This window comes from Bifidobacterium sp. LCP19S3_E9, assembly GCF_052121135.1.
GTDB lineage: Bacteria > Actinomycetota > Actinomycetes > Actinomycetales > Bifidobacteriaceae > Bifidobacterium > Bifidobacterium thermacidophilum.
In genome coordinates, this window is sequence record NZ_JBQKEV010000006.1 from 163202 (window position 1) to 184164 (window position 20963).

Genomic DNA, 20963 nt, shown 5'->3' on the forward strand with positions numbered 1-20963 from the left:
GGGCTTACCGCGCTCTCAGCTCCCGTTCGTCGAACACTTGAATCAGCGGCAACGCGGTATGTTCCGCGGTGACGGGGTTGATGACCTCGATCTGCTGGCGTTCGCCGGCGACATGGTCGGCGTCCCCCACTCCGCCGATCAGCGAGGCCACGGCGAGGACTTGCGCGCCTTCATGCTCGACGATGCTGAAATCAAGGCTCAGCTCATTGCCGTTGCGCAAGGTGACCAGCGAGGAGGTCTGCACATAAGATTTCTCGGATAGCCAGGCATCAAGCAGAATCACCCGTTTCCCGGAGATGGACGGGCCTTTTACGGACGGATACACGAAATCCATCACGAAGCCGTCGAGGTCTTCGCCGCGCGAGGCGGCAGCGAGAATAACCGCGGATACCAGCGGGACAGCCGCCGCGGTGAGCGCCCCAACTGCGTCGAAGTCGTCAACACCGTAGCCCTGCTCTTCGAGGGCGTCGAGAAGCACGTGGCCGATGGTCGCGGCCGTGCGATGGTCAAACACCACTGAGTACAGTTCGCTGAACGGTTTGCCACTGACCGCTTGGGTGAGGACCTGCCGCAGTTGTTCACGGGGCTCGAGCATGGCAAACGCCCCCGCATCATGGCTATTGCCTGCCGCAATGCCTGCAGCGGCGACTGTGCCGGCATCTGTGGATCCGGTGCGCCTGAATGTCTGATTCTCGCTGTTCTCAGTCATACTGCTACTGTACCTACGCTGCCGTACGACCCCGTCAGCTCTCGCTGGTGTCGGGCTGGACCTCGGGTGCGGTCAGTTCGCGGACGTCCGCTTTCTCCGGCTCGATGGCGGCAACAGTGTCGATGATTTTGTTCTGGTCGATTTTCTGCAGCTTTCGCGCAGTCACCAATACGCGGGATTCCAATGACGAGGCGAATTGGTTGTATGCACCGACCGTTCTGGTGATGGCCGCCCCAAGCTTGTTGGCCTTGTCGCCGAGCGTCGAGAAACGCTCGTACAGTTCCCGGGACAGATCGAACAGCTCTTTGGCATCGTCTGTCAGACTCTGCTGTTGCCACGCGTAGGCGACCGACTTCAGCACAGCCCACAAGGTGACCGGGGACGTCAGCGCGACTTTCTGCGCGAACGCATCGTCAAGCAAGGTCGGATCCGTCTGCAACGCCGCTTGGAGTAGCGACTCGTTCGGGATGAACGCAATCACGAAATCCGGAGCGGTATCGAACGCATTCCAGTAGGCTTTGTTGCCCAAGGTTTTGACATGCTCGCGCAACGCCTTCGCATGGGCGTGCAACAGTTGATCTCGCCGAGCGAGCTCCTCCGGGGATGCAGTGTCGGGAATCGCGCACGCGCGCTGGTAATCCGCGTAAGGGACTTTCGCGTCGATCGGGATGCTCTTGTTCCCCGGCAGATGGATCACCATATCCGGGCGCTGGGTAGCGTCGTTCCCAGCCTTGACCACAACCTGCGTGTCGAAATCGACATGTTCGAGAAGACCGGCGGATTCCACAATGTTGCGCAGCTGCGCCTCTCCCCAGGCTCCGCGAACCTTGTTGTCCCGCAACGCCGCCGAAAGCGAGCTGGTCTCCTTGTCAAGCCGCGCCTGCTGGTCGCCCAAGCCCTTGAGCTGTTCGCCAAGCGCACCCATCTCACGCTTGCGCCCTTCTTCGATATCAGCGACTTTCTGCTGGAGGGCATCAAGATTCTTCTGCACCGGAGCAAGAGCAGACAACACCTTGCTCTGTTCATTCAAGGTCTTCGCTTGTTCCTGCCGTTTGCGTTCCTCCTCAGCCTGGGCTTTCTCACGCTCGTGCTGGATGCGAATCTGCTCGGCCTGCTGGGCTTGGGACAGCTGGGATTTCACGAATTGCAACTGCTCTTGCAGTCCATCGGCCTGCGCCCGGAATTGCGCCACCTGCGCCGTGAGCTCGCCGATGCGTACACGCGCGGACTCCACCTCGCCGCGAGCCGCATCCAACTCTTGCCGGTTGGCCCCGCGGGCGTCACGCTGCCCTCTGCTTCTGCCCAGCGCAAAACCAGCCACGATCCCCAGAATCGCGACGACGATGACCAATGCCAACACCTCAACCACATTTTCGAACATATGTTCTAGTCAACAGCAAGGTATGGACGTGGGAGGCGTCGCAGCGCACACCCCGCCGGCACGCCCCCACCGACACAACGCCGAGAAACATGGCCGGCTCACCGCACCAGCCGCGACACGGCCTGCGACACCTCGTCAAGCTTGTCGTCAGCCACCTGTCCGCCTTGCTCGACTGCCTCACGCACGCAATGATCCAGATGGTCGTCCAACAACATCATCGCAACCGATTTCAGCGCCGATTCGACGGCGGCAATCTGCGTCAACACATCAATGCAGTACCGGTCGTCGTCGACCATACGGCCGATCGCCCTGACCTGCCCCTCAATCCGGCGCATCCTCGTCTGGACCTTCTTCTTATCTTCCGCATATCCGTTCATCTCTGCCGTTTTCCTTTGCTGTCGCCAATTGCGCATGTCATTATCCCTAGGGCGGAATACTATGGCGCATTATACCCCATCAGGGTATACATCGGATACGCAGTAAAGCCGGCGCCGGAACACGGGACGGCACGCCCGGCAAACACACCGGGCCGACGGGAAACACCGCCATCCACGCAGTACGGTCACCACCGACTGCGACGATGAAGACAACCAAGGAGGACACATGGGATTCGACCTATTCACAGCGGTCATCGCGGTCGCGCTCGCCGCCATATTGACCTGGCTGACGTTGCGGTTCTTTTTCGCACAGAGGCAAGGCACCGCGGCCAAACAGGAACAAGGCATGCAAAGCGCCGATATCATCGTCAAAGGCGGGTACGAGCCATCGCTGATCACCATGAAACCCGGCGTGCCGATCACCCTGCATTTTGACCGCCAGGAAACCGGCGAATGCACCTCGCACGTCGTCTTCTCCGACCTCGGCCTTGACGCCATGCTGCCCGGCAACGCGCATACCGACGTACAGCTACCGGCGCTCGCACCAGGCGATTACCCCTTCGCGTGCGGCATGAATATGGTCCACGGCATGCTCCATGTCGAGGATGACGGCGAAGACCACAGCAAAGACCACCGCGAAGATCACGCCGACACGCATCGCAGGGCGCAGCCCGCAGCCCCCATGTCGAACGCCAAGGACGCGCTGGACAACGAGCGCAAGGCCGCCGATGAACGCCGCAAGGAAATCCGCCAGCTCACCCGTCTGGTCATCATCGGCACCATCCTTTCCCTGCCAGTGTTCATCGTCTCCATGCTCTACATGGGAGGCCATGTCTCCATGCCCGCGTGGCTGACCAATCCATGGCTTCAGGCGGTGCTCATCACCCCGGTCATGTTCTACTGCGGCGCCCCCATCCATAAGGTTGGGTGGCCGGCGCTCATCCACCGCTCTCCCGACATGAATTCCCTCGTATCACTGGGTTCGGCCGCCGCATATCTCTACAGTCTGGTTGTCTGCATAGCGGGACCGGCGCTGCCGGCAGGATCGCGCGAGCCGTATTTCGAATCGGTCGGCGTGGTCATCACCCTGGTGCTTGTCGGGCGTCTGCTGGAAAGCAAGGCGCGTGAAGGTACCGGTAAAGCCGTGCAATCACTGATCAAGCTGCGTCCCCGCAACGCACAGACCATCAGCCCCGATACGCTCGACCAAGGTGAACACGCCTGGCACGACCCGAACAACCAGACCACTATCGGCGTCGATGACCTGAAGGTCGGCGACCTGGTGGTCGTCAAAGCCGGCGAGCGCATCCCCGCCGATGGCGAGGTCGTCGCTGGCACGCTGGATATCGACGAATCGATGATCACCGGCGAATCCGCGTCCGTGCACAGCAGCACGGGCAGTACCGTCACCGGAGCGACTATCGCGCTCAAAGGCAACGCGGTCATCCGGGTCAGTCAGGTCGGCGGCGACAGCATCCTCGCGCAGATCATCGCGATGGTCGCCCGGGCGCAGGCCACCAAGGCCCCGGTACAGCAGCTCGCGGACCGCATCGCGCGGGTGTTCGTGCCCGTGATCATCATCATCGCCATCTGGACCTTCGCGATCTGGGTGTCTTTCGGCCCCCAGCCACGGCTCGCGCACGCGTTGGTCACCGCGGTCAGCGTGCTGATTATCGCGTGCCCGTGCGCTTTGGGCCTTGCCACCCCGCTGTCCGTCACCGCGGCGACCGGGCTGGGCGCCACGAACGGCGTACTGGTCACCTCAGCGAAAGCGCTGGAACAGGCTCGCAATATCAGGACCGTGGTCTTCGATAAAACCGGCACCATCACCCGAGGGACCGTCGACGCAGGAGCCGACCCGGACCACCCGTCATACACGTCGGACACCGTCAAACCCGGTTCACAGCAGGCGATTGCGGCCTTGCGCAAGGCCGGTGTGCGCACCATCATGCTCAGCGGCGACAAAGCCGAAGTCGCCGGCCAAATCGCCAAGCAAGTCGGCATCGATACGGTCATCGCACAGGTTCGGCCAGACGGCAAGGCGTATTGGATTGAACGCCTGCAGGCGCAGCGTGATGCCGACAAGCGCAACGACGAATTGATTGCGATGGTCGGCGACGGCATCAACGACGCCCCTGCCTTGGCGCAGGCCGATCTTGGCATCGCCATCGGCACCGGCACGGATGTGGCCATGCAGTCGGCGGATGTCACGCTGATGAGCGGCGATTTGCGCGGCGTGTTGAAACTCATCAACCTGTCGAACGCGACCATGCGCAATATCCGTGAGAACTATGCGTGGGCCTTCGGATACAACGTCATCGGCATCCCGATCGCGGCAGGTGTGCTCTACCCCTTCACCGGATGGCTGCTCAGCCCGATGATTGCAGGACTTGCGATGGCACTGTCCAGCGTATGCCTGGTGCTCAACGCGAACCGGTTGCGGCATGCGCGCATCGGTGACGACCTGACCGCCGGCCTCGCTGACACCGGCACGCCGACAGCAGCACCCACCATCATCATCGACGAGCACACCACGATGAATCAGCCGTCGGACGCCGGCCGCAGCGCCACCAGCGCCCCCGACATCAGCAATGCCAACAATTCCAACACCAAGAGCAAGGAGCACACCATGGACATGAGCCACATGCATCATATGGGTCAGATGGCCGAAGCGACCCCCGGCGACGGCAACACCGCGACCGACCCGGTATGCGGCATGAGCGTTGCCGTGAATGACGAGGCGATCACCCGCACCTACAACGGCACGACGTACTACTTCTGCGGCGAGCATTGCGCCGCGAACTTCAGCAAGGCGCCAGAGCTGTTCCTCGAGCAGTAAGGTCCCAGCCTCTTCTGCTGACGCCGACAGCCCCGCAACACGAAAAACGGCCGCCCGCCCAAGCCACATCAAAGCTTGGGCGGGCGGCCGTTTTGAGTTCAAGCAACCGTCACTTGTCTTCCTGCACACCTTCGACGGTCACGCCGGACAGCGGATCCTCAGGCATGTCAGTGAGTTCGAGATGTTCGCCACCGGTCTGGTCAACGAGCACGGTGTCACCGTCATGCACCTTGCCGGCAAGCAGCAGACGCGCCAGCTGATCGCCGACCTCGGTCTGAACGAGCCTGCGCAGCGGGCGAGCGCCGTACGCCGGATCGTACCCGGTGTTGGCGAGCCAATCGCGAGCCGCATCCGTGACCTGCAGCGAAATCCGGCGTTCGGTAAGCCGCGCGGCCACCTGACGCACCTGCAAATCGACGATGCTGCCGAGCTCCTGACGAGTCAACGGGTGGAAGATGACCAGCTCGTCAAGGCGGTTGATGAATTCCGGCTTGAAGTGTGCATGCACGGCATCCATCACGGCCTTCTGCTTGGCTTCCTCATCCAGGTCAGGCTGCACCAGGAATTGCGAACCGAGGTTCGAGGTCATGATCAGAATCGTGTTCTTGAAGTCCACGGTTCTGCCTTGGCCATCTGTCAGGCGACCATCGTCCAGCACCTGCAGCAACAGGTCAAAGACTTCCGGATTCGCCTTCTCGACCTCGTCGAACAGCACCACTGAGTAGGGGCGCCGACGCACGGCCTCAGTCAGCTGGCCGCCTTCCTCGTAGCCGACATAGCCCGGGGCGGCACCGATCAGGCGGGACACGGAGGCTTTCTCCATGTACTCGCTCATATCGATGCGAACCATGGCCTTCTCGTCGTCGAACAGGAAGTCGGCGAGCGCCTTGGCGAGCTCGGTCTTGCCCACGCCGGTGGGGCCAAGGAACAGGAACGATCCGGTCGGACGGTTCGGGTCGGAGATGCCGGCACGCGAACGACGCACCGCGTCGGAAACCGCACGGATGGCGTCTTTCTGACCGATGACGCGCTTGCCGAGGTACTCCTCCATGTGCAGGAGCTTCTCGTTCTCGCCTTGCATCAGGCGGCCGACAGGAATGCCGGTCCATTCGGACACAATCTGCGCGATGGAATCCGCATCGACCTTGTCGGGGACCATCGGGGTCTCCTCGGCGCCGGTTTCCTTGGCATCGCGTTCCTCCTGCTCGGCGGCGGCGATTTCCTTCTGGATGTGCGGAATCTCACCGTACCTGATTTCGGAGGCCTTCGCATAGTCGCCGTCGCGTTCGCAACGTTCGGCTTCCACTTGCAGCTCGTCGAGCTTCTTGCGCAGGTCGCCGACCTTGTTGTGTCCGCTTTTCTCCATATTCCAACGGGCGTTGAGACCGTTGAGCTTCTCGGTCTTGTCGGCGAGCTCTTTGTCGAGGTCGGCGAGGCGTTCGCGGGACTTCTCGTCGAGCGCGTCCGCCTTCTTCTGCTCGGCTTTCTCGTTCTTCGGGTTGCCCAGCAGGTAGGCGCGTTCCATCTTTAGCCGGTCCACTTGGCGCTTGAGCTCATCGATTTCCTCAGGCGAGGAATCGAGTTCCATACGCAGGTGTGCAGCCGCCTCATCGACCAGATCGATGGCCTTGTCCGGCAGCTGACGCCCGCTGATGTACCTGTTGGACAGCTGGGCTGCGGCCACGAGCGCATCATCGCCGATGGTCACCTTGTGGTGGGCCTCGTACTTGGGCGCGATACCGCGCAGGATCGCAATGGTGTCCTCGACGCTCGGTTCACCGACGAACACTTGCTGGAAGCGGCGTTCGAGTGCCGGGTCCTTTTCGATGTTCTCGCGGTATTCGTCAAGCGTCGTGGCGCCGATCAGCCGCAGTTCGCCGCGCGCAAGCATCGGCTTGAGCATGTTGCCCGCGTCCATCGAGCCTTCTGCCGCTCCGGCTCCGACGATGGTGTGAATCTCGTCGATGAAGGTGATGATCTGGCCGTTCGCGTTCTTGATCTCATTGAGCACGGCCTTGAGGCGTTCCTCGAATTCGCCGCGGTATTTCGACCCGGCGACCATGGAACCCAGGTCGAGGCTGATGAGTTTCTTGTTGCGCAGCGTGCTCGGCACATCCCCGGCGACGATACGCTGGGCGAGGCCTTCGACAACGGCGGTTTTGCCGACGCCAGGCTCGCCAATCAGCACCGGGTTGTTCTTGGTGCGGCGGGACAGAATCTGGATGACACGGCGGATCTCCTGGTCGCGGCCGATCACCGGGTCGAGCTTGCCTTCCTTCGCGGCGGCGGTCAGGTCGGTCGAATACTTTTCGAGAGCCTTGTAATTGCCTTCCGCGTCCGCGCTGGTCACGTGCGCGCCGCCGCGGATCTGCGGCAACGCCTTGCGCAGCGATTCGGCGGTCACCCCGTTGGCTTCGAGGATATCGGCGGATTTGTTCGGCTTGCTCGCGGCAATGGCGATGAGCAGATGTTCGGTGGAGATGAATTCGTCCCCGAGTTGCTTCATCTCTTGTTCGGCCTGGACGAGTACCGCTTCGAGCTGACGGCTGGGCTGCGCCTGCGTAGTGCTTGACCCGCTGGCGCTGGGCAGGTTGACCAACCCGTTGCGCACGGCCGTGCCGATGGCTTTGATGTCTCCCCCTGCGGCCTTGATCAGGCTTGGTACAACGCCGTTCTGCTGGCGAAGCAACGCATCGAGCACGTGCAGTGTCTCGACTTGCGCATTGCCAGCGGCGGACGCGCTCTGTACGGCGTCGCTGATGACCTCTTGGGCCATATTCGTGAATTGCGCTTGCATGGTTCCTCCATTCGCGCCGTCCGGGCGGCTTCACCCGTGGGCGCTTCGTTGTCTGTGTCTGCTGTATACAACCGATTTCCCCGTCGATTATTCCAAACTTGAGCCTAGTTGACTCAAGTTTTGTATTTTCCTTGATATTTCGGGCCAACAGGCGGATCCATACCCGGCCGCTTCTGCATCTTGGAACCCGTCACCGCTACGATGGCACTGGTTGACGGAAGGACACGCACCCCATGAACATCGATATCATCGCCCCCGGCCGCATCAAGGAACGGTATCTGCGCGACGCGATTGACGAATACTCGAAACGCCTGTCGCGCTTCTGCAAGCTGAGCATCATCGAAGTGGCCGACGAGAAGACGCCTGAACATGCGACGCCCGGCACCGACGAGCTCATCAAGCGCAAGGAAGGCGAGCGCATCGCGAAACATATCAAGGACGGCGCGTATGTGATCGCCCTCGCCATCGACGGGCAGATGCTCGGCTCGGAGCGGTTCGCCGAGAAACTTGACGACCTCGCACTGCACGGCGCCAGCCACATCCAGTTCATCATCGGCGGCTCGCTCGGGCTGGCGCCCGAAATCCTCTCACGCGCCGACTGGAAGCTCAGCTTCTCCCCCATGACTTTCCCGCATCAGCTCATGCGCGTGATCCTGCTCGAGCAGGTCTACCGCGCCTTCAAGATCAACGCCCACGAGCCGTACCATAAGTAGCAGCGGCCGCACCCTACACGAACGGACACCGAGCACAAACACTCAAATCGAACGAGGAGGCCTTATGAGTGCAGACATCGCGAATATCAACCACGTGGCACTATATGTCAACGACCTCGAGGCTGCGAGGGACTTCTTCATCACCTATCTCGGTGCTACATCGAACGACGAATACCATAATCCAACCACGGATTTCCGCTCGTACTTCCTGAGTTTCGACGGGGATACGCGGCTTGAGATCATGACACGCCCCGGTATGGAGGACCGGCCGAAGCCCTTCGCACGCACCGGCTACGCGCATGTCGCCTTCAGCCTTGGCAGCGCACAGGCCGTGGACGAGCTCACCGCGCGTCTCAAGGCCGATGGATACGAGGTGCTGAGCGGCCCGCGCACCACTGGCGACGGCTACTACGAAAGCTGCATCGTCGCCCTCGAAGGCAACCAAATCGAACTCACCGTGTGATTCCGCCATATTGCCGGCAAGTACCGGCGCAATGCGCCGGGATACACCGGGATACCGGTTGCCAAACTGAACTTGCCACTTACTTACCAGCAAGTGGCAAGTAAGTGGCAAGTTCAGATGAGGTTCATTCCAATGTCGGCTGCCGATTGAGCAACCCACCGACCAGACAGTCAGCCCTGCACGACAACGTTGCGCAGGCTGCCGATACCCTCCACGTGGACGACCGGCTCGTCACCCGGTTTGAGGCTGCCGGACGCATTCGGGGTGCCAGTCATGATCACATCGCCGGGCAGCAGTGTGGAAAAGCTGGAAATCGCGGCGATCTGCTCAGGGATGCCGTGAACCAGCTTCGCGGTCGTGCCGCTGGCCTCCGGCACGTCCTTGCCGTTGAGTGTGAAGGAGATCTTCGCGTCCTTCCAATTCAGATCGGTCTGGATCCACGGTCCGAGCGGGCACGCGGTGTCGAAGCCTTTCGCGCGCGTCCACATTGGGTCGGCGCCCTGCAGGTCACGCAAGGTCACATCGTTGACGCACGTGAAACCGAGCACGTAATCCATGGCCTTCTCGACCGGCACATTCTTCGCGATTCGGCCGATGATCACCGCAACTTCCGGCTCGAAATTCATATCATGCGAGAACGGCGGAATGACAATAGGGTCGTCAGGGCCAATCACGGAAGTGCTCGGCTTCGAGAAGATCACCATGTTTTCCGGGGCGTGCGCGATATCGCTGTGCCCGGTCTCGTGCATGAACTGGGCGTGCGCTTCATAATTTTTCGCCAGGCCGTAAATCTTTGACGGGATGACCGGGGCGAGCAGACGCAAGCCGTCCGTATCGAGCGGGAACCGTTCGCCGGTCGGCTCCACCGGCTGGGCGCCAAACGGGTAGCCGCTGAGCACTACGAGGTAATCCTTGCCATCCTGCTCATCCTTCTGCACGAAGGCGTATTGTGGGGTCTTATCGTCTTTGGTGAAACGTGCGATTCTCATATCCCACATGATACAAGCCGCCATTGCCACAGCTGTTACGCCGACGCGCACAAGGGGATAGTCTGCAAGCCGCACCGCGCCCAAACCGCTGGACATGCAACCCGCGCTTTTCGATGCCACCATTCGGCGAATGACACCATGCCACACGATGACAACGGCCACATTATCACACCACTCGACGAATGAATTACACTGTGCTGCGCGGTTTGCCCAGCGAACGCAGAATATGCACCTGCAACGGCACGGTCACAATGAAGGAAATGATGTCAGAGACCGATTGCGCCATCTGAACACCCGGCACACCGAAGCAATGCGCGAGAATGAGAGCCGCCGGAGCGAGGAACAATCCGAGCCGGCAAACCGCTACGAATGACGCGATCACCGTCTTGCCTATGGTCTGCTGCATCATATTGGACATCATCGCGAACCCGTTGAGCGGCACCGTGCAGCACTGCATCCACAACGCCACTGTGCCGACGGCGATCACTTGTGGGTCAGACCGGAACAATCCGATGATATCGGGGGCAAGCACCGCGACGGCAACCGCAATAATCACCAGGGCTATCGTGGACAGCCGCACGCAGAACCAGTATCCTTCTTTGACGCGTCGGTACAGCCCGGCGCCGTAATTGTACCCGCACACCGGTTGGAAACCTTGCCCCAGGCCGATAATGATCGAGTTGATGGCAAGCATGATGCGCATGACAATCGCCATTGCTGCGATGACCGCGTCGCCGAAGGGGTTGGCCGCTAAGTTCACGCATGTGGTCGCGAGCGAACCCGCGCCTTGCCGCAACAGCGACGGCATGCCACCACCGATGATTTCACGCACCAGCAGCATGTCCGGCTTGCCGTTGCGCAGGTCGAGTCTGACGACACCGCGACGGACGGCGAACGTGACCAGAATGATGAAACTGATGGTCTGGCATACCGCGGTGGCGATGCCGGCACCGGCGATACCAAGCCCCGCAACGAAAATCAGCAGCGGCGCGACGATGAAATTCAACAATGCGCCGCTGACCAAGCCGATCATGCCGTACAAGGACAGTCCTTGGTACCGCAGCAGGCCGTTGAGCGCGAACGATCCGCATACCATGGGCGCTGCGATGAGAATCGGCGTGAGATAGGCGATGGCGTATGGCGAGATGGTCGGAGTAGAGCCAAGTACAACCACCAGATGCGGCAATGTGGACAAACCGAGAATCGCCAATGCGAGTCCGCCAAGGACAGCTCCGCAGAAACCGACCGCTAACAGACGCGCGGCACGCTCGTTGTTTCGTTTTCCCAGTTCCCGGCTCATCGAATTGCCGGAGCCATTGCCGAAGAAGAACCCGAAGGCTTGGAATACAGTCATCACCGAATAGGCGATGCCGATTGCGCCGGACTGGGATGTGCCCAGCCGCCCGATGAAATATGTATCCGCGAGATTATAGGCGGTGGTGACCAGGTTCGAGATGACCGCGGGAAGGCACAATGCAAGAATGAGGCCGCGTACCGGGGCGCCCGTCATACGCCGGTATTGTGCGTCAGCGGTTGCGCGACGAGGTGCCGTGGCAGCTGCGGATGCCGGCGCGGTATCAGATACCGCAACCGGCACCGGCAACTTGCCTTGTTCACGCCCATGATTCGATGAATTCCCTGCCACTTGATTCATCCTAACCACGGGTGCCGCCGGAAGGCGAACGGTGTGCGCATGTCCGGCTCCACAGCCGCCGCGTCAATCCGGACCGCGTCAACCTCGGACGAATCAGTCACGTAGGAGAATCTCTGTCAACGCGCCAATCACCGCATCAGGCATTCCGTTCGCCGCGAATAATCCATCCCCGAAGCTGGGTGCCGTCTTGAAGGTGCGCAACGCGCCAATCGCACGTACGCCTTGCTCATATATCGCCCGCATCGCATGTTCCTTGGAGCCATACGGCATTTGCGCGTGCATGAGCACATTGAGCGCATCGTGTTCAACCGGATTGTCCGCGATGTGCAAGCCTCCCCTGATCGCGACGTTCAAAACCGCGGAAGACGGCACCTGACGTACGGTGACCGACAGGCTCAGCGTACGCGCATCATAAGAGGTTTCCACACCGTCGCAGGGGGTGTCGTCGATATTGACGCCGATATCGACGGGATTGACGTCAGCGACACCGCGGAACACCATCGTCCAGTCGCGCTGTGACGGGACTGCGTCGGTCTTGCCTTCAACCGGGGCGACCGTGAACAGCGAGCTGCCGTCACCGTCAGCGTCCGTACGGCCGGCATCCCTCCAATTGAAGGACATGCGGGTAGTTGCGGTGTGGATGTCTGATTCGCCGATTTGCGCGGATTGCGCAGACGGCACGAAGACCCCATCATCCTCAATCATCGCGAAGCGGCCATTCGCGCCGGGGAACACCAGTACTCGCAGGGATTGCGGATTGTCCAGATCGTTGACGGCATCGCCATCGCCGAGCTCCTGCAACGGCACGATGCCTCCCGCCTGGGCAAACACAGGAATGCGATCGATGGCGCGCCATACTTCCAACCGTCGCCCGGACGGATTGGAAGAACCGTAGCGGCGGCCATCGAAAAAGTCATACCATTCGCCCTGCGGCAACCATGCGTCGGCGCGACCGAGTCGGGCGGAATCGTCATCATCCGAGACAATCGGCGCAACCAGCAGCTGCGTGCCGAAACGGAATTCATCCGGGACTTCATATGCCTGCGGATTATTCGGGTCGGCCCAATACATCGGTTCGACGAGCGGCATGCCTTCGAACGCCGCCCGGTAGTTCATGGTGTACAGGTACGGCAACATCATGTGACGCAACCGCAGAGCGTCCACCATGGCATGCCGGACATCAGCGGAGAAATTCCAAGGCTCTTTGCCCATGAACTGCGAGTTGCTGGAATGCAGACGATTGATTGGGCTGAAAGCGCCGAGCTGGTACCAGCGCGCCTCCAAGTGCTCGTCCCGGTATCCGCACATATGCCCGCCGATATCGTGGCTCCACCATCCGTAACCGATATTCGATGCGGTCGCGGTGAAATACGGCTGGAATTGCAATGATTTCCAAGTCACGACGGTATCCCCGGAGAATCCGACCGGGTACCGATGCGACCCCGGGCCCGCATAACGCGAGAAAGTCAGCGGCCAGCCATGGCCACGGCCAGAATCCAGATAGTGCAAGTGGTTCAGCGCCCACAACGGGTCAAGCCCAGGCTGACGGGTCACACCGCCCTGCTGCCAGTCGAGCCACCAGAAATCAACGCCTTCGGCTTCCAGCCGATGATGCATGTCAAGGTACGCGCTCACGAAATCCGGATTTGTCAGGTCGAATTCCACCGCCTCTTCGGTCGTGGGATCAATGCCGACCCGCTTGGCCACTTGCCGGTAATCATCTTCAAACGCACGTACACCGTCTCGAGGATGCACATTCAGCGTGACTTTGAGTCCGCGCCGGTGCAGATCATGCAGTAATGCCTTGTGGTCGGGGAACAGTTGTCTGTTCCACGAATATCCGGTCCAGCCGGAGCCGTATTTCGGATCGATGTCGTCAACACGATGCCAGTCCATATCAATCACCGATGTGGTGAACGGGATGCCTTCGCGCTTGAAGCGGTCCATGAGCTCAAGATACTCGTCCTGGGTGTACCGGTAATACCGGCTCCACCAGTTGCCGAGCGCAAAACGCGGTAGCAGCGGCGTCGGCCCGGCGAGCCGGTAGAAGTCCCGCACCGCCTCGCTGTAGCGTCGACCATAGCCGAAGAAGTACAGGTCGGTTTCCTGGTGGTCTCGAGGCATGATCCAAGCACCGAGAGGGTTCGGCTTGCCGTTCACCTCATCCGTCAGCACGATCACATTCGCCGCGGAATCGTCGATCACCGCCCAGCCGTCTCGCGAAATCACCCCGTCTCCCAGCGCGATCTCGCCATCGGCCTCATCAAGCGTACGCGCGGTGCCCTTGAGATTATGCTTCGGTTCGTCTCCGTAGTGCCAAGTGTTGAACTGGGTGTCCGCCATACCTTTGATGACCACGCTCAGCCCTTCTTTGCTGAACGGTTTGCCGTCATATGTAATGTACAGGGCCGGGGTGTCAATGATGAGCAATCCGTTGCGATGCGTCACCGTGAACCGCGGTTGGGTGCCGAAATCACGGCTGACGACCATCTGCGTGGGATTGTCCTCGAATTCACCTGAATCGGACCATTCGAAACGAATCAGCGATTCGGTCAGGATCCCGATGCGCCAATGATCTCCCTGCACAATCGACGACGCACACATCATCGGATGCGTGGAACGCACGTATGCCACGAAGACGTTGTCCTGATGGCCGACGTTGACTGGTGTTTCTGGCATGTTGTCCCCTTCACTTACCGCTGCCTGTCGCAATGCCGGCGATGAACTGCTTCTGGAAAATCATATATACGATGATGACCGGGACGATCGCCAATGACGTTGCGGCGAACAGCCCGCCATAATCCGTACCATACTGGCCGTTGAACGCTTTCAGACCGACGGCGAGCAGCTGCTTGCGCTCGTCGGTAATCATCAGGAACGGCCACAGATAATCTTCCCAATTCCACAGGAATGTGAAAATCGCGAGCGCAGCGATGGTGTTATGGCTCATCGGCAAAATGATGCTGTGGAAAATCCTCAGGTCCGAAGCGCCATCCAATTTCGCAGCCTCGATCAATTCGTCGGAGATGCCGGAAATGGATTGGCGGAACAGGAAAATGCCGAAAGCGCTGATCATGCCGGGCAGGACAAGCGATGTGTAGGTATCCTGCAACCCCCACTTCGTGAACATCTCATATTGAGGGATGATGGTCACTGCCCAAGGAATCATCATCGTGCTCATGACGATGCCAAACAACAGATTGCGCCCGCGGAACCGCATTTTTGAAAACACGTATCCGAGCACCGCGCTGGTGTAGATGGCGATTGCGGTTTTCAGCACTGCCACCACCAGCGAATTGGCGAACAACCGCATGAAATTGAATTTTGCCTGAATGCTCACGTAATTGTCGATCGTGGACGGTCGGGGGAATAATCCGCCGGTCACTTTGACAATCTCACTGTTCGGAGCGAACGATGAGACGAACATCCAAATGAATGGAACAATGGTGATTATTGCGGCGACGAACAGCAAAGCCGTAAGAATGATGCCACCGATTTTGCGGGTTTTCATGCCAATCCCTCCGAATCTCCCGAGACCTTGAACATGATCAAGGTGAGCGCACCGGTGAACAGGAACAGGATGACCGCCTGCGCCGATGCAATGCCAAAGTTGTACTTCTGGAACGCCTGGTCAAAAATGAGATAGCTGATGGTGTAGGTGGACGTGCCCGGCCCGCCTTCGGTCATCACAAGAATCTGCACGTATGCTTGCAAATAGCTGATCAGCGACGTGATCACGATGAACAGCGTGGTCGATTTCAGCAGCGGCAACGTGATCCTGAAGAATGTCTGCACCGAGTTGGCGCCGTCAATGGCCGCCGCCTCATACACGTCCCGCGGAAGATTCATCAGGCCAGCCAAGTACAGCACCGTAGCGTATCCGAAATCCTTCCAGATGGTCATGATGATGATCGCCGGCATGGCCCACTTGGTATCGTGCAACCAGTTGATGTCGAGTCCGGTGATCTTGTCGACCATGCCGAACTGCGGGTCGAACATCCACATCCATACGAAGGACACCGCCACAAGCGGCGTAACGGTCGGCATGTAGAAGAGTCCGCGGAGCGTGTCCTTGCATTTGACGAGTTTGGCGCTCAGCAGCAGAGCCAAGCCGAGGCCGAGCACGATGCGGAAGAATGTGGAGACGCCAGCGAATACCGCGGTATTCCACATGGAACGCCAGAAGAGCCCGTCGGTCAGAATCTGCTTGAAATTATCAAGCCCCACCCAATCGTATGTTCCGACCAGGGGGTTCCAGTTATGCAGACTCCCCGCAAACGCTTTGACAATCGGATATGCCAGGAATACCGCAAAGTAGACTACGAGGAATGTTACCGCCATATTCCGTAAGGTGAATATTCTCGATAGTATCGATTCACCGTTGTTCTTGTTCATAGAAGCTCGCCTCTCTCCACTCAGGAGATGTGAATTGTTCGATGCCGAATCAGATCAGATCGAACGCGCGTATTAAGGAGGTGCGGCCGCAGCGCAGAGGAAAAACCACGCTGCGGCCGCCGGATGGGGGTTGGGAAGAGAAAGAACCCCAAGCTGTCACTTGTGTTCGTCAAAGAAAGCGTATTTGTTTTCCAGCGACACGAAATCAGAATTCTTCATATCTGCATCCATCTGGTTTTGAGCCTCTTTGAGCGCTTTATCGATGGACATGCCGTTTTGGAAGACGTTCTGGAAGGCGATCGTTCCGCTGGATTCAACCGTGGACGGCGCCGGGCCGGGCCAAATCAGCCGCTTGACACGTGGCTGGATGGCAGCCATGACCGGCTCCGCAAGGATTTCTTTGTCGTCCTGCAACGTGACCTTCGCCGGGAAGGAATTCAGTTCAGCGACCGCTTCGCGGATATAGTCGTCATTGGCGAGCAGGTACTTGATGAAGTCCTGAGCGACCGCCTGCTGCTCTTTGCTCTGGTTCTTGTTGACACCAGGAGTCGATTCACCGTTATAGCGGTCGTATGCAAATGGCGTGCCCTTGGTGAAGGTCGGCGTGGCGAACACCCCATAGTCGATGTCGGGATACTTCTCCTTCATGGTGCCTTCCATATGGCCCCACGCATAGATCATCGCGGTTTGTCCGTTGCCGAAGCTCTGCGTGTAATCGTTGCCAAAGTCGACAGACCCGACCTTGTACTTGTCATACAGGTTCTTGAGGAACTGCATGTTCTCCTTGGTCACATCATTGTCGTAATTGGCCTTCTTGCCGTCCTTGGTGAACAGCAGTTCGCCTTTCTGATAGTTCAGGCCTTGATAGATCGCGCTATACGCATCGCCGTTGAAGTTAAAACCGGCTTGGGTGATCTTGCCGCCGTCGGTCTTTGTCAGCTTCTGAGCGATAGGGATGAACTCGTCCCACGTGGTCGGGATATCGGCGTCGGTGAGACCGGCCTCTTTCCACATGGTCTTGTTGTAGTAGATGTTGCCGGTGTTGATCACCGAATCGATGTACTTGACTTTGCCGTTGTTGTCCTCATGTACCGCAGCTGTGGAATAGTCGGATTCCAGTGCTTTCGTATCGATGTCATAATCGGCGGCATATGGCCTGATCAACGCGTCGTAGGAATTGTGGATGTTAAACAAGGCCGGGCCGTTCTTGCCTTTGAGCGCGAGCGGCAGCTTGGTCCAGTAATCGTTCCAGGAAACATTCACTGTTTTGATAGTGACGTTCGGATAGGTTTTCGTGTACGAGTCGATCATTTTGAAGACCGGGTCGGTGCCTTTGCTGCCCCAGCTCCAATATTCAAGCTGGATGGGTTTTCCGCCGTTGACGAGGTGGTTCGGGTCATAGGTGATGGCATCGCCCATGACTTTGAGGCCTTTATCCGCCTTGGTGTCCGTAGTTCCTGAAGCGGTGCCGCCGCCGCATGCCGCCAAACCGGCGATGCATACGGCTGCCACTGCCGCGACAATGCTTTTCCTGATGTTCATGTCACTCCTCACGTCGTTGTAATGGTTGAGTCTGTCTACGTCTTCGTGGACTTTTCATTGTCCCGCCGACAAGCAATAGCATACGATAAGGGTTTCATGTTGGCAATACGCCGTTTTATGCGATGTAACCGTTCTCATTTGAAAACCGTTTCATTACAAGGCGTGAGCGCGTTTTACTTGCGATAAAAGCGGCGTGTCGAATTGTAACCCGTTTCATTTCTTGTGTTCTTGACGTTGCAAGGTGAATATCGTGATAGGCTGATGCAAGCAGCAGATTGTTCGGAGGTGTCATGAAGGCAAGCATCGGCGATGTGGCGTTGAAAGCAGGGGTATCAAACGCTACGGTGTCGCGCACTTTTGCGCACCCGGAACAGGTATCGGAAACGACGCGATCGAAAGTGCTTGCGGCCGCCAACGCCTTGAACTTCAGCGTCTCCCGATCAGCCGGCATCCTGAAATCAGGTAGGACGTATCGCATAGCCCTGTTGGTCGGCAGCCGAACCATCGAGTGGTTCACCGCCGAAATCATCGCCGGTCTCAACGATGTGCTTCGCGATGCCGGGTACGATTTGGTGATCTACCCGATTGAAGGATTGGAGGCCCGCGACGCGTTCTTCGAAAAACTCCCCGTACGCAGCAATGCGGATGCGGTGTTCGTCTCTTCATTCGGCATCAGCCCTGACGAAGTCAAGCGTCTCGGCACCGCAAAAATCCCCATCATCGGCATCAATACCACCAGCGAGGGATTCGATGCGACAGTCGGCATCAATGACAAAGAAGGCATCAAACTGATTGTCCGGCACCTCGTCAAGTTGGGGCATCGCAATCTGCTGTATCTGTACGAGAATTTTTCGTCGACGCTGGGCTTCAGCTCGCATAATCGCATCGTCGGTTTTCAAGAAGCCTGCAATGCCATTGGCGGATTGACCGCCCGCACTCTGGGAGTGCAAGAAGGGGATAATATCCTGGACGTCGCCATTTCCGAGATGATGGCATCGGACAACCCGCCGACCGCATTGTGTTTCCACCAAGATTCGCAAGCAGTTCCATTATTCTTCCGACTGCAGCGCAGTGGCCTGTCCATACCTGAAGACATCTCCGTAACGGGATTTGATGACAGCACGTTCGCAAAAGAGGCGGAGCTCACTACAGTTCGTCAACGCCCATACGATATGGCTGTCAAAGCGGCGCAAAAAGCCCTGGCATTGATTGAAGGACGGCCAGTGCATGAACCCTTTGAGACCTTCCCCGTTCAGCTGCAAGTGCGTGGGTCCACAGCCAAGCCTCGCACTTCTCCACTGTTGTAAACCTGCTGACGCAACGGACGCCCGATCCGCCGTGCATGCCAGAGTCACTGCGGCCGCCGCAGTGGTGCCGCCGCAGTGACGTAACCGCAGTGACGTAACCGCAGTGATGCAACCGGCATAGTGACACCGGATTGTAGCAAACCCCGAGCCAGTGCCTCTAACGTTGTGGACTCCTGGATAGTGAACGCAAGAACGATGTCACCGGAGTAATGCTACCGACGAAGTGGACTACCCCGTCGCAGCGGACAGCGGAATAATGATGCCAACGAAGCGCCGGATTGCAACAAACAAGTGTAGTCGAAACGGCACCGCAGCAATCCCGCCAAAGTGGCGTCTCCGAAGTGATTCCACCAGCATAGTGACCGACGCTGTAATGCAACAGCCTTGGTGATGCCTGTAGATACTTCAGCGGCTTCGATCATCCGTCCGGATTCCAGTAATCGAGATATTCCGACGGACCATCGCTGATATTCATGGTTGCTGCTGGCACAGCGTATACGATGAATACGCCTGACTTGACGGACACAGTGCCGTCATCATGCGGGCATACGCTGGTCTCATACGCTGATTTCATATGTCACGCGCGATTTCATGTACTAGTTGAATCCACGCTATCTAGAACGACGAGGGTCTCAGCGATGCACACAACTTAGATGTGTCACCCAGCGAAGCGAGCGGCGGCGGCAGCTCGTTAGCAAGTCAAGGATGCCGTTACTCGGGCCACCGATTCATCCATGCCATGAGCTTAGAGACACTGGTCTCATCCCATGCTGACATGCGTGGCCCATCCAAGTCTCTGTTGTATGGCTGGTCAAAGACTACGACGTGTTCTCCGGCTTGCCGCAATGCGCGAATATTCGCCGGGGAGTCATCAATGTGAATAGACGCGTGCATCGTGTCTTTCAAACCGGTGAAGCATAAGGACATATATGGGATATGGTTGTCGTCAAGCCATTTGGCCGTATCTGAGACGACAATCTGATGCTGTCCGGAAACAAACAAGCGATGAGTAACGACTCTGATGTATACGTGCTCATCTGCAAGACGTTGCAAGGCCTCAGGCACGCCATTGATGACTGGCATGGTCGCATAAAGGTGGTCCGCTTCTGCCTCTTTGTGAGCCTGCTTGTACTCCTCTACCGTGCTAAACGGCCAACCCGTCGCCAATGTCATTTCGTACCTAGTCATATCTGGGAAAGTATCGGCTGTCATACGACCAGCACGAACAAGCCACTGACGCATGGCTTCCGCATAATCCGCACAGACGCCGTCAAGATCTAAATCCAGAACACGATACACATCAGTGCCTGCAGAATCGACACCCGCATGAGGTGACACATACTTCGGCGGAACCACAGAACCTCTCCTAAGCTAAGCCGTAACCAGAAGCAAGATATATTTCTCATGATATGAGGACGGCACGCCGGGCACCGGAATCTCAAATCGGTTGGTTCAAGAGTATTGAAGCAAAATACAATGCGATTATTACAAGAATTCAGAACACAGGTTTAACAAACGATTGAGATTGCCAAAGAATAGACCCCAATGCCAGGAAGCAGAAAGAGAATTCAAAGCAGACATGCTAAGCAACAGGGGTGCGCAATCTGGCTGCGGATGGTGTGTGCCGTGGCGTCATTGCCGGCGTGGGGTCCGTGGCCTGTTCCGGCGGCCGCCGTGCCGGGTCCGCCGTGTTTGTCCGGGGTATGTGGAAAAGGGAGGGGGCACGCTGGTGGTGTCCCCTCCCTGTGAGGTTTGGGTGCGGCGGCGTGCTACTCTCCCACACCCTTCCGGGTGCAG

16 protein-coding genes are annotated in these 20963 nt (G+C 58.5%); 4 read left to right on the forward strand and 12 right to left on the reverse strand.

Annotated features, from left to right (window positions below):
• Positions 1–4: 4 nt before the first annotated feature.
• The 3 genes from ACTQYB_RS04870 to ACTQYB_RS04880 all read right to left on the reverse strand — a co-directional run bounded on the left by ACTQYB_RS04870 (position 5) and on the right by ACTQYB_RS04880 (position 2467).
• Complete coding sequence (locus tag ACTQYB_RS04870) at positions 5–709, reverse strand: orotate phosphoribosyltransferase (RefSeq protein WP_441482048.1); 705 nt, start codon at positions 707–709, stop codon at positions 5–7.
• A gap of 34 nt (positions 710–743) precedes the next feature.
• Positions 744–2090 (reverse strand): DNA recombination protein RmuC, encoded by a 1347-nt coding sequence (rmuC, locus tag ACTQYB_RS04875; protein ID WP_033506150.1) that lies wholly within the window; start codon positions 2088–2090, stop codon positions 744–746.
• Positions 2091–2188: 98 nt separating this feature from the next.
• Positions 2189–2467, reverse strand: coding sequence for a metal-sensitive transcriptional regulator (locus ACTQYB_RS04880; RefSeq protein ID WP_101455277.1), 279 nt, complete (start codon positions 2465–2467; stop codon positions 2189–2191).
• Positions 2468–2693: 226 nt separating this feature from the next.
• Here ACTQYB_RS04880 and ACTQYB_RS04885 point away from each other — a divergent pair, with 226 nt between their 5' ends.
• Positions 2694–5306, forward strand: a complete 2613-nt coding sequence (locus ACTQYB_RS04885; protein ID WP_441482049.1) for an HAD-IC family P-type ATPase — start codon at positions 2694–2696, stop codon at positions 5304–5306.
• Between the two features lie 109 nt (positions 5307–5415).
• On the opposite strand, the gene clpB is transcribed toward ACTQYB_RS04885, so the two are convergent.
• Positions 5416–8103, reverse strand: coding sequence for an ATP-dependent chaperone ClpB (gene clpB, locus ACTQYB_RS04890; RefSeq protein WP_033492701.1), 2688 nt, complete (start codon positions 8101–8103; stop codon positions 5416–5418).
• Positions 8104–8336: 233 nt separating this feature from the next.
• Here clpB and rlmH point away from each other — a divergent pair, with 233 nt between their 5' ends.
• Together rlmH and ACTQYB_RS04900 are read left to right on the forward strand one after the other, a co-directional pair.
• Positions 8337–8816 (forward strand): 23S rRNA (pseudouridine(1915)-N(3))-methyltransferase RlmH, encoded by a 480-nt coding sequence (gene rlmH, locus ACTQYB_RS04895; RefSeq protein WP_033506154.1) that lies wholly within the window; start codon positions 8337–8339, stop codon positions 8814–8816.
• Positions 8817–8880: 64 nt separating this feature from the next.
• Entirely contained in the window at positions 8881–9279 is a 399-nt protein-coding gene (locus ACTQYB_RS04900; protein ID WP_273302494.1) for a VOC family protein, read from the forward strand.
• Between the two features lie 170 nt (positions 9280–9449).
• Here ACTQYB_RS04900 and ACTQYB_RS04905 read toward each other — a convergent pair whose 3' ends face one another.
• From ACTQYB_RS04905 to ACTQYB_RS04930, 6 genes are all read right to left on the reverse strand, one after another.
• On the reverse strand, positions 9450–10268 hold the full coding sequence (locus ACTQYB_RS04905; RefSeq protein WP_033506197.1) for a fumarylacetoacetate hydrolase family protein: 819 nt from the start codon (positions 10266–10268) through the stop codon (positions 9450–9452).
• Between the two features lie 187 nt (positions 10269–10455).
• Positions 10456–11778: an MATE family efflux transporter gene (locus ACTQYB_RS04910; protein WP_033506200.1), complete on the reverse strand. Its 1323-nt coding sequence runs from the start codon at positions 11776–11778 to the stop codon at positions 10456–10458.
• 237 nt (positions 11779–12015) lie between these two features.
• Positions 12016–14529: a TIM-barrel domain-containing protein gene (locus tag ACTQYB_RS04915; RefSeq protein ID WP_441482057.1), complete on the reverse strand. Its 2514-nt coding sequence runs from the start codon at positions 14527–14529 to the stop codon at positions 12016–12018.
• Positions 14530–14611: 82 nt separating this feature from the next.
• Positions 14612–15433: a carbohydrate ABC transporter permease gene (locus ACTQYB_RS04920; protein ID WP_101455280.1), complete on the reverse strand. Its 822-nt coding sequence runs from the start codon at positions 15431–15433 to the stop codon at positions 14612–14614.
• Positions 15430–16317 carry a carbohydrate ABC transporter permease gene (locus ACTQYB_RS04925; RefSeq protein WP_101452527.1) on the reverse strand — a complete coding sequence of 296 codons (888 nt, stop codon included), beginning with the start codon at positions 16315–16317 and terminating at the stop codon, positions 15430–15432. The genes ACTQYB_RS04920 and ACTQYB_RS04925 overlap by 4 nt, the downstream gene beginning before the upstream one ends.
• A 156-nt stretch (positions 16318–16473) precedes the next feature.
• Positions 16474–17859 (reverse strand): extracellular solute-binding protein, encoded by a 1386-nt coding sequence (locus ACTQYB_RS04930; RefSeq protein WP_441482050.1) that lies wholly within the window; start codon positions 17857–17859, stop codon positions 16474–16476.
• A gap of 290 nt (positions 17860–18149) precedes the next feature.
• On the opposite strand from ACTQYB_RS04930, the gene ACTQYB_RS04935 reads away from it, so the two are divergent.
• Positions 18150–19166 (forward strand): LacI family DNA-binding transcriptional regulator, encoded by a 1017-nt coding sequence (locus ACTQYB_RS04935; RefSeq protein ID WP_101455282.1) that lies wholly within the window; start codon positions 18150–18152, stop codon positions 19164–19166.
• A gap of 418 nt (positions 19167–19584) precedes the next feature.
• On the opposite strand, the gene ACTQYB_RS04940 is transcribed toward ACTQYB_RS04935, so the two are convergent.
• Positions 19585–19740 (reverse strand): hypothetical protein, encoded by a 156-nt coding sequence (locus ACTQYB_RS04940; RefSeq protein WP_168984656.1) that lies wholly within the window; start codon positions 19738–19740, stop codon positions 19585–19587.
• Between the two features lie 137 nt (positions 19741–19877).
• Positions 19878–20522 (reverse strand): 5' nucleotidase, NT5C type, encoded by a 645-nt coding sequence (locus tag ACTQYB_RS04945; protein ID WP_441482051.1) that lies wholly within the window; start codon positions 20520–20522, stop codon positions 19878–19880.
• Positions 20523–20963 lie beyond the last annotated feature (441 nt).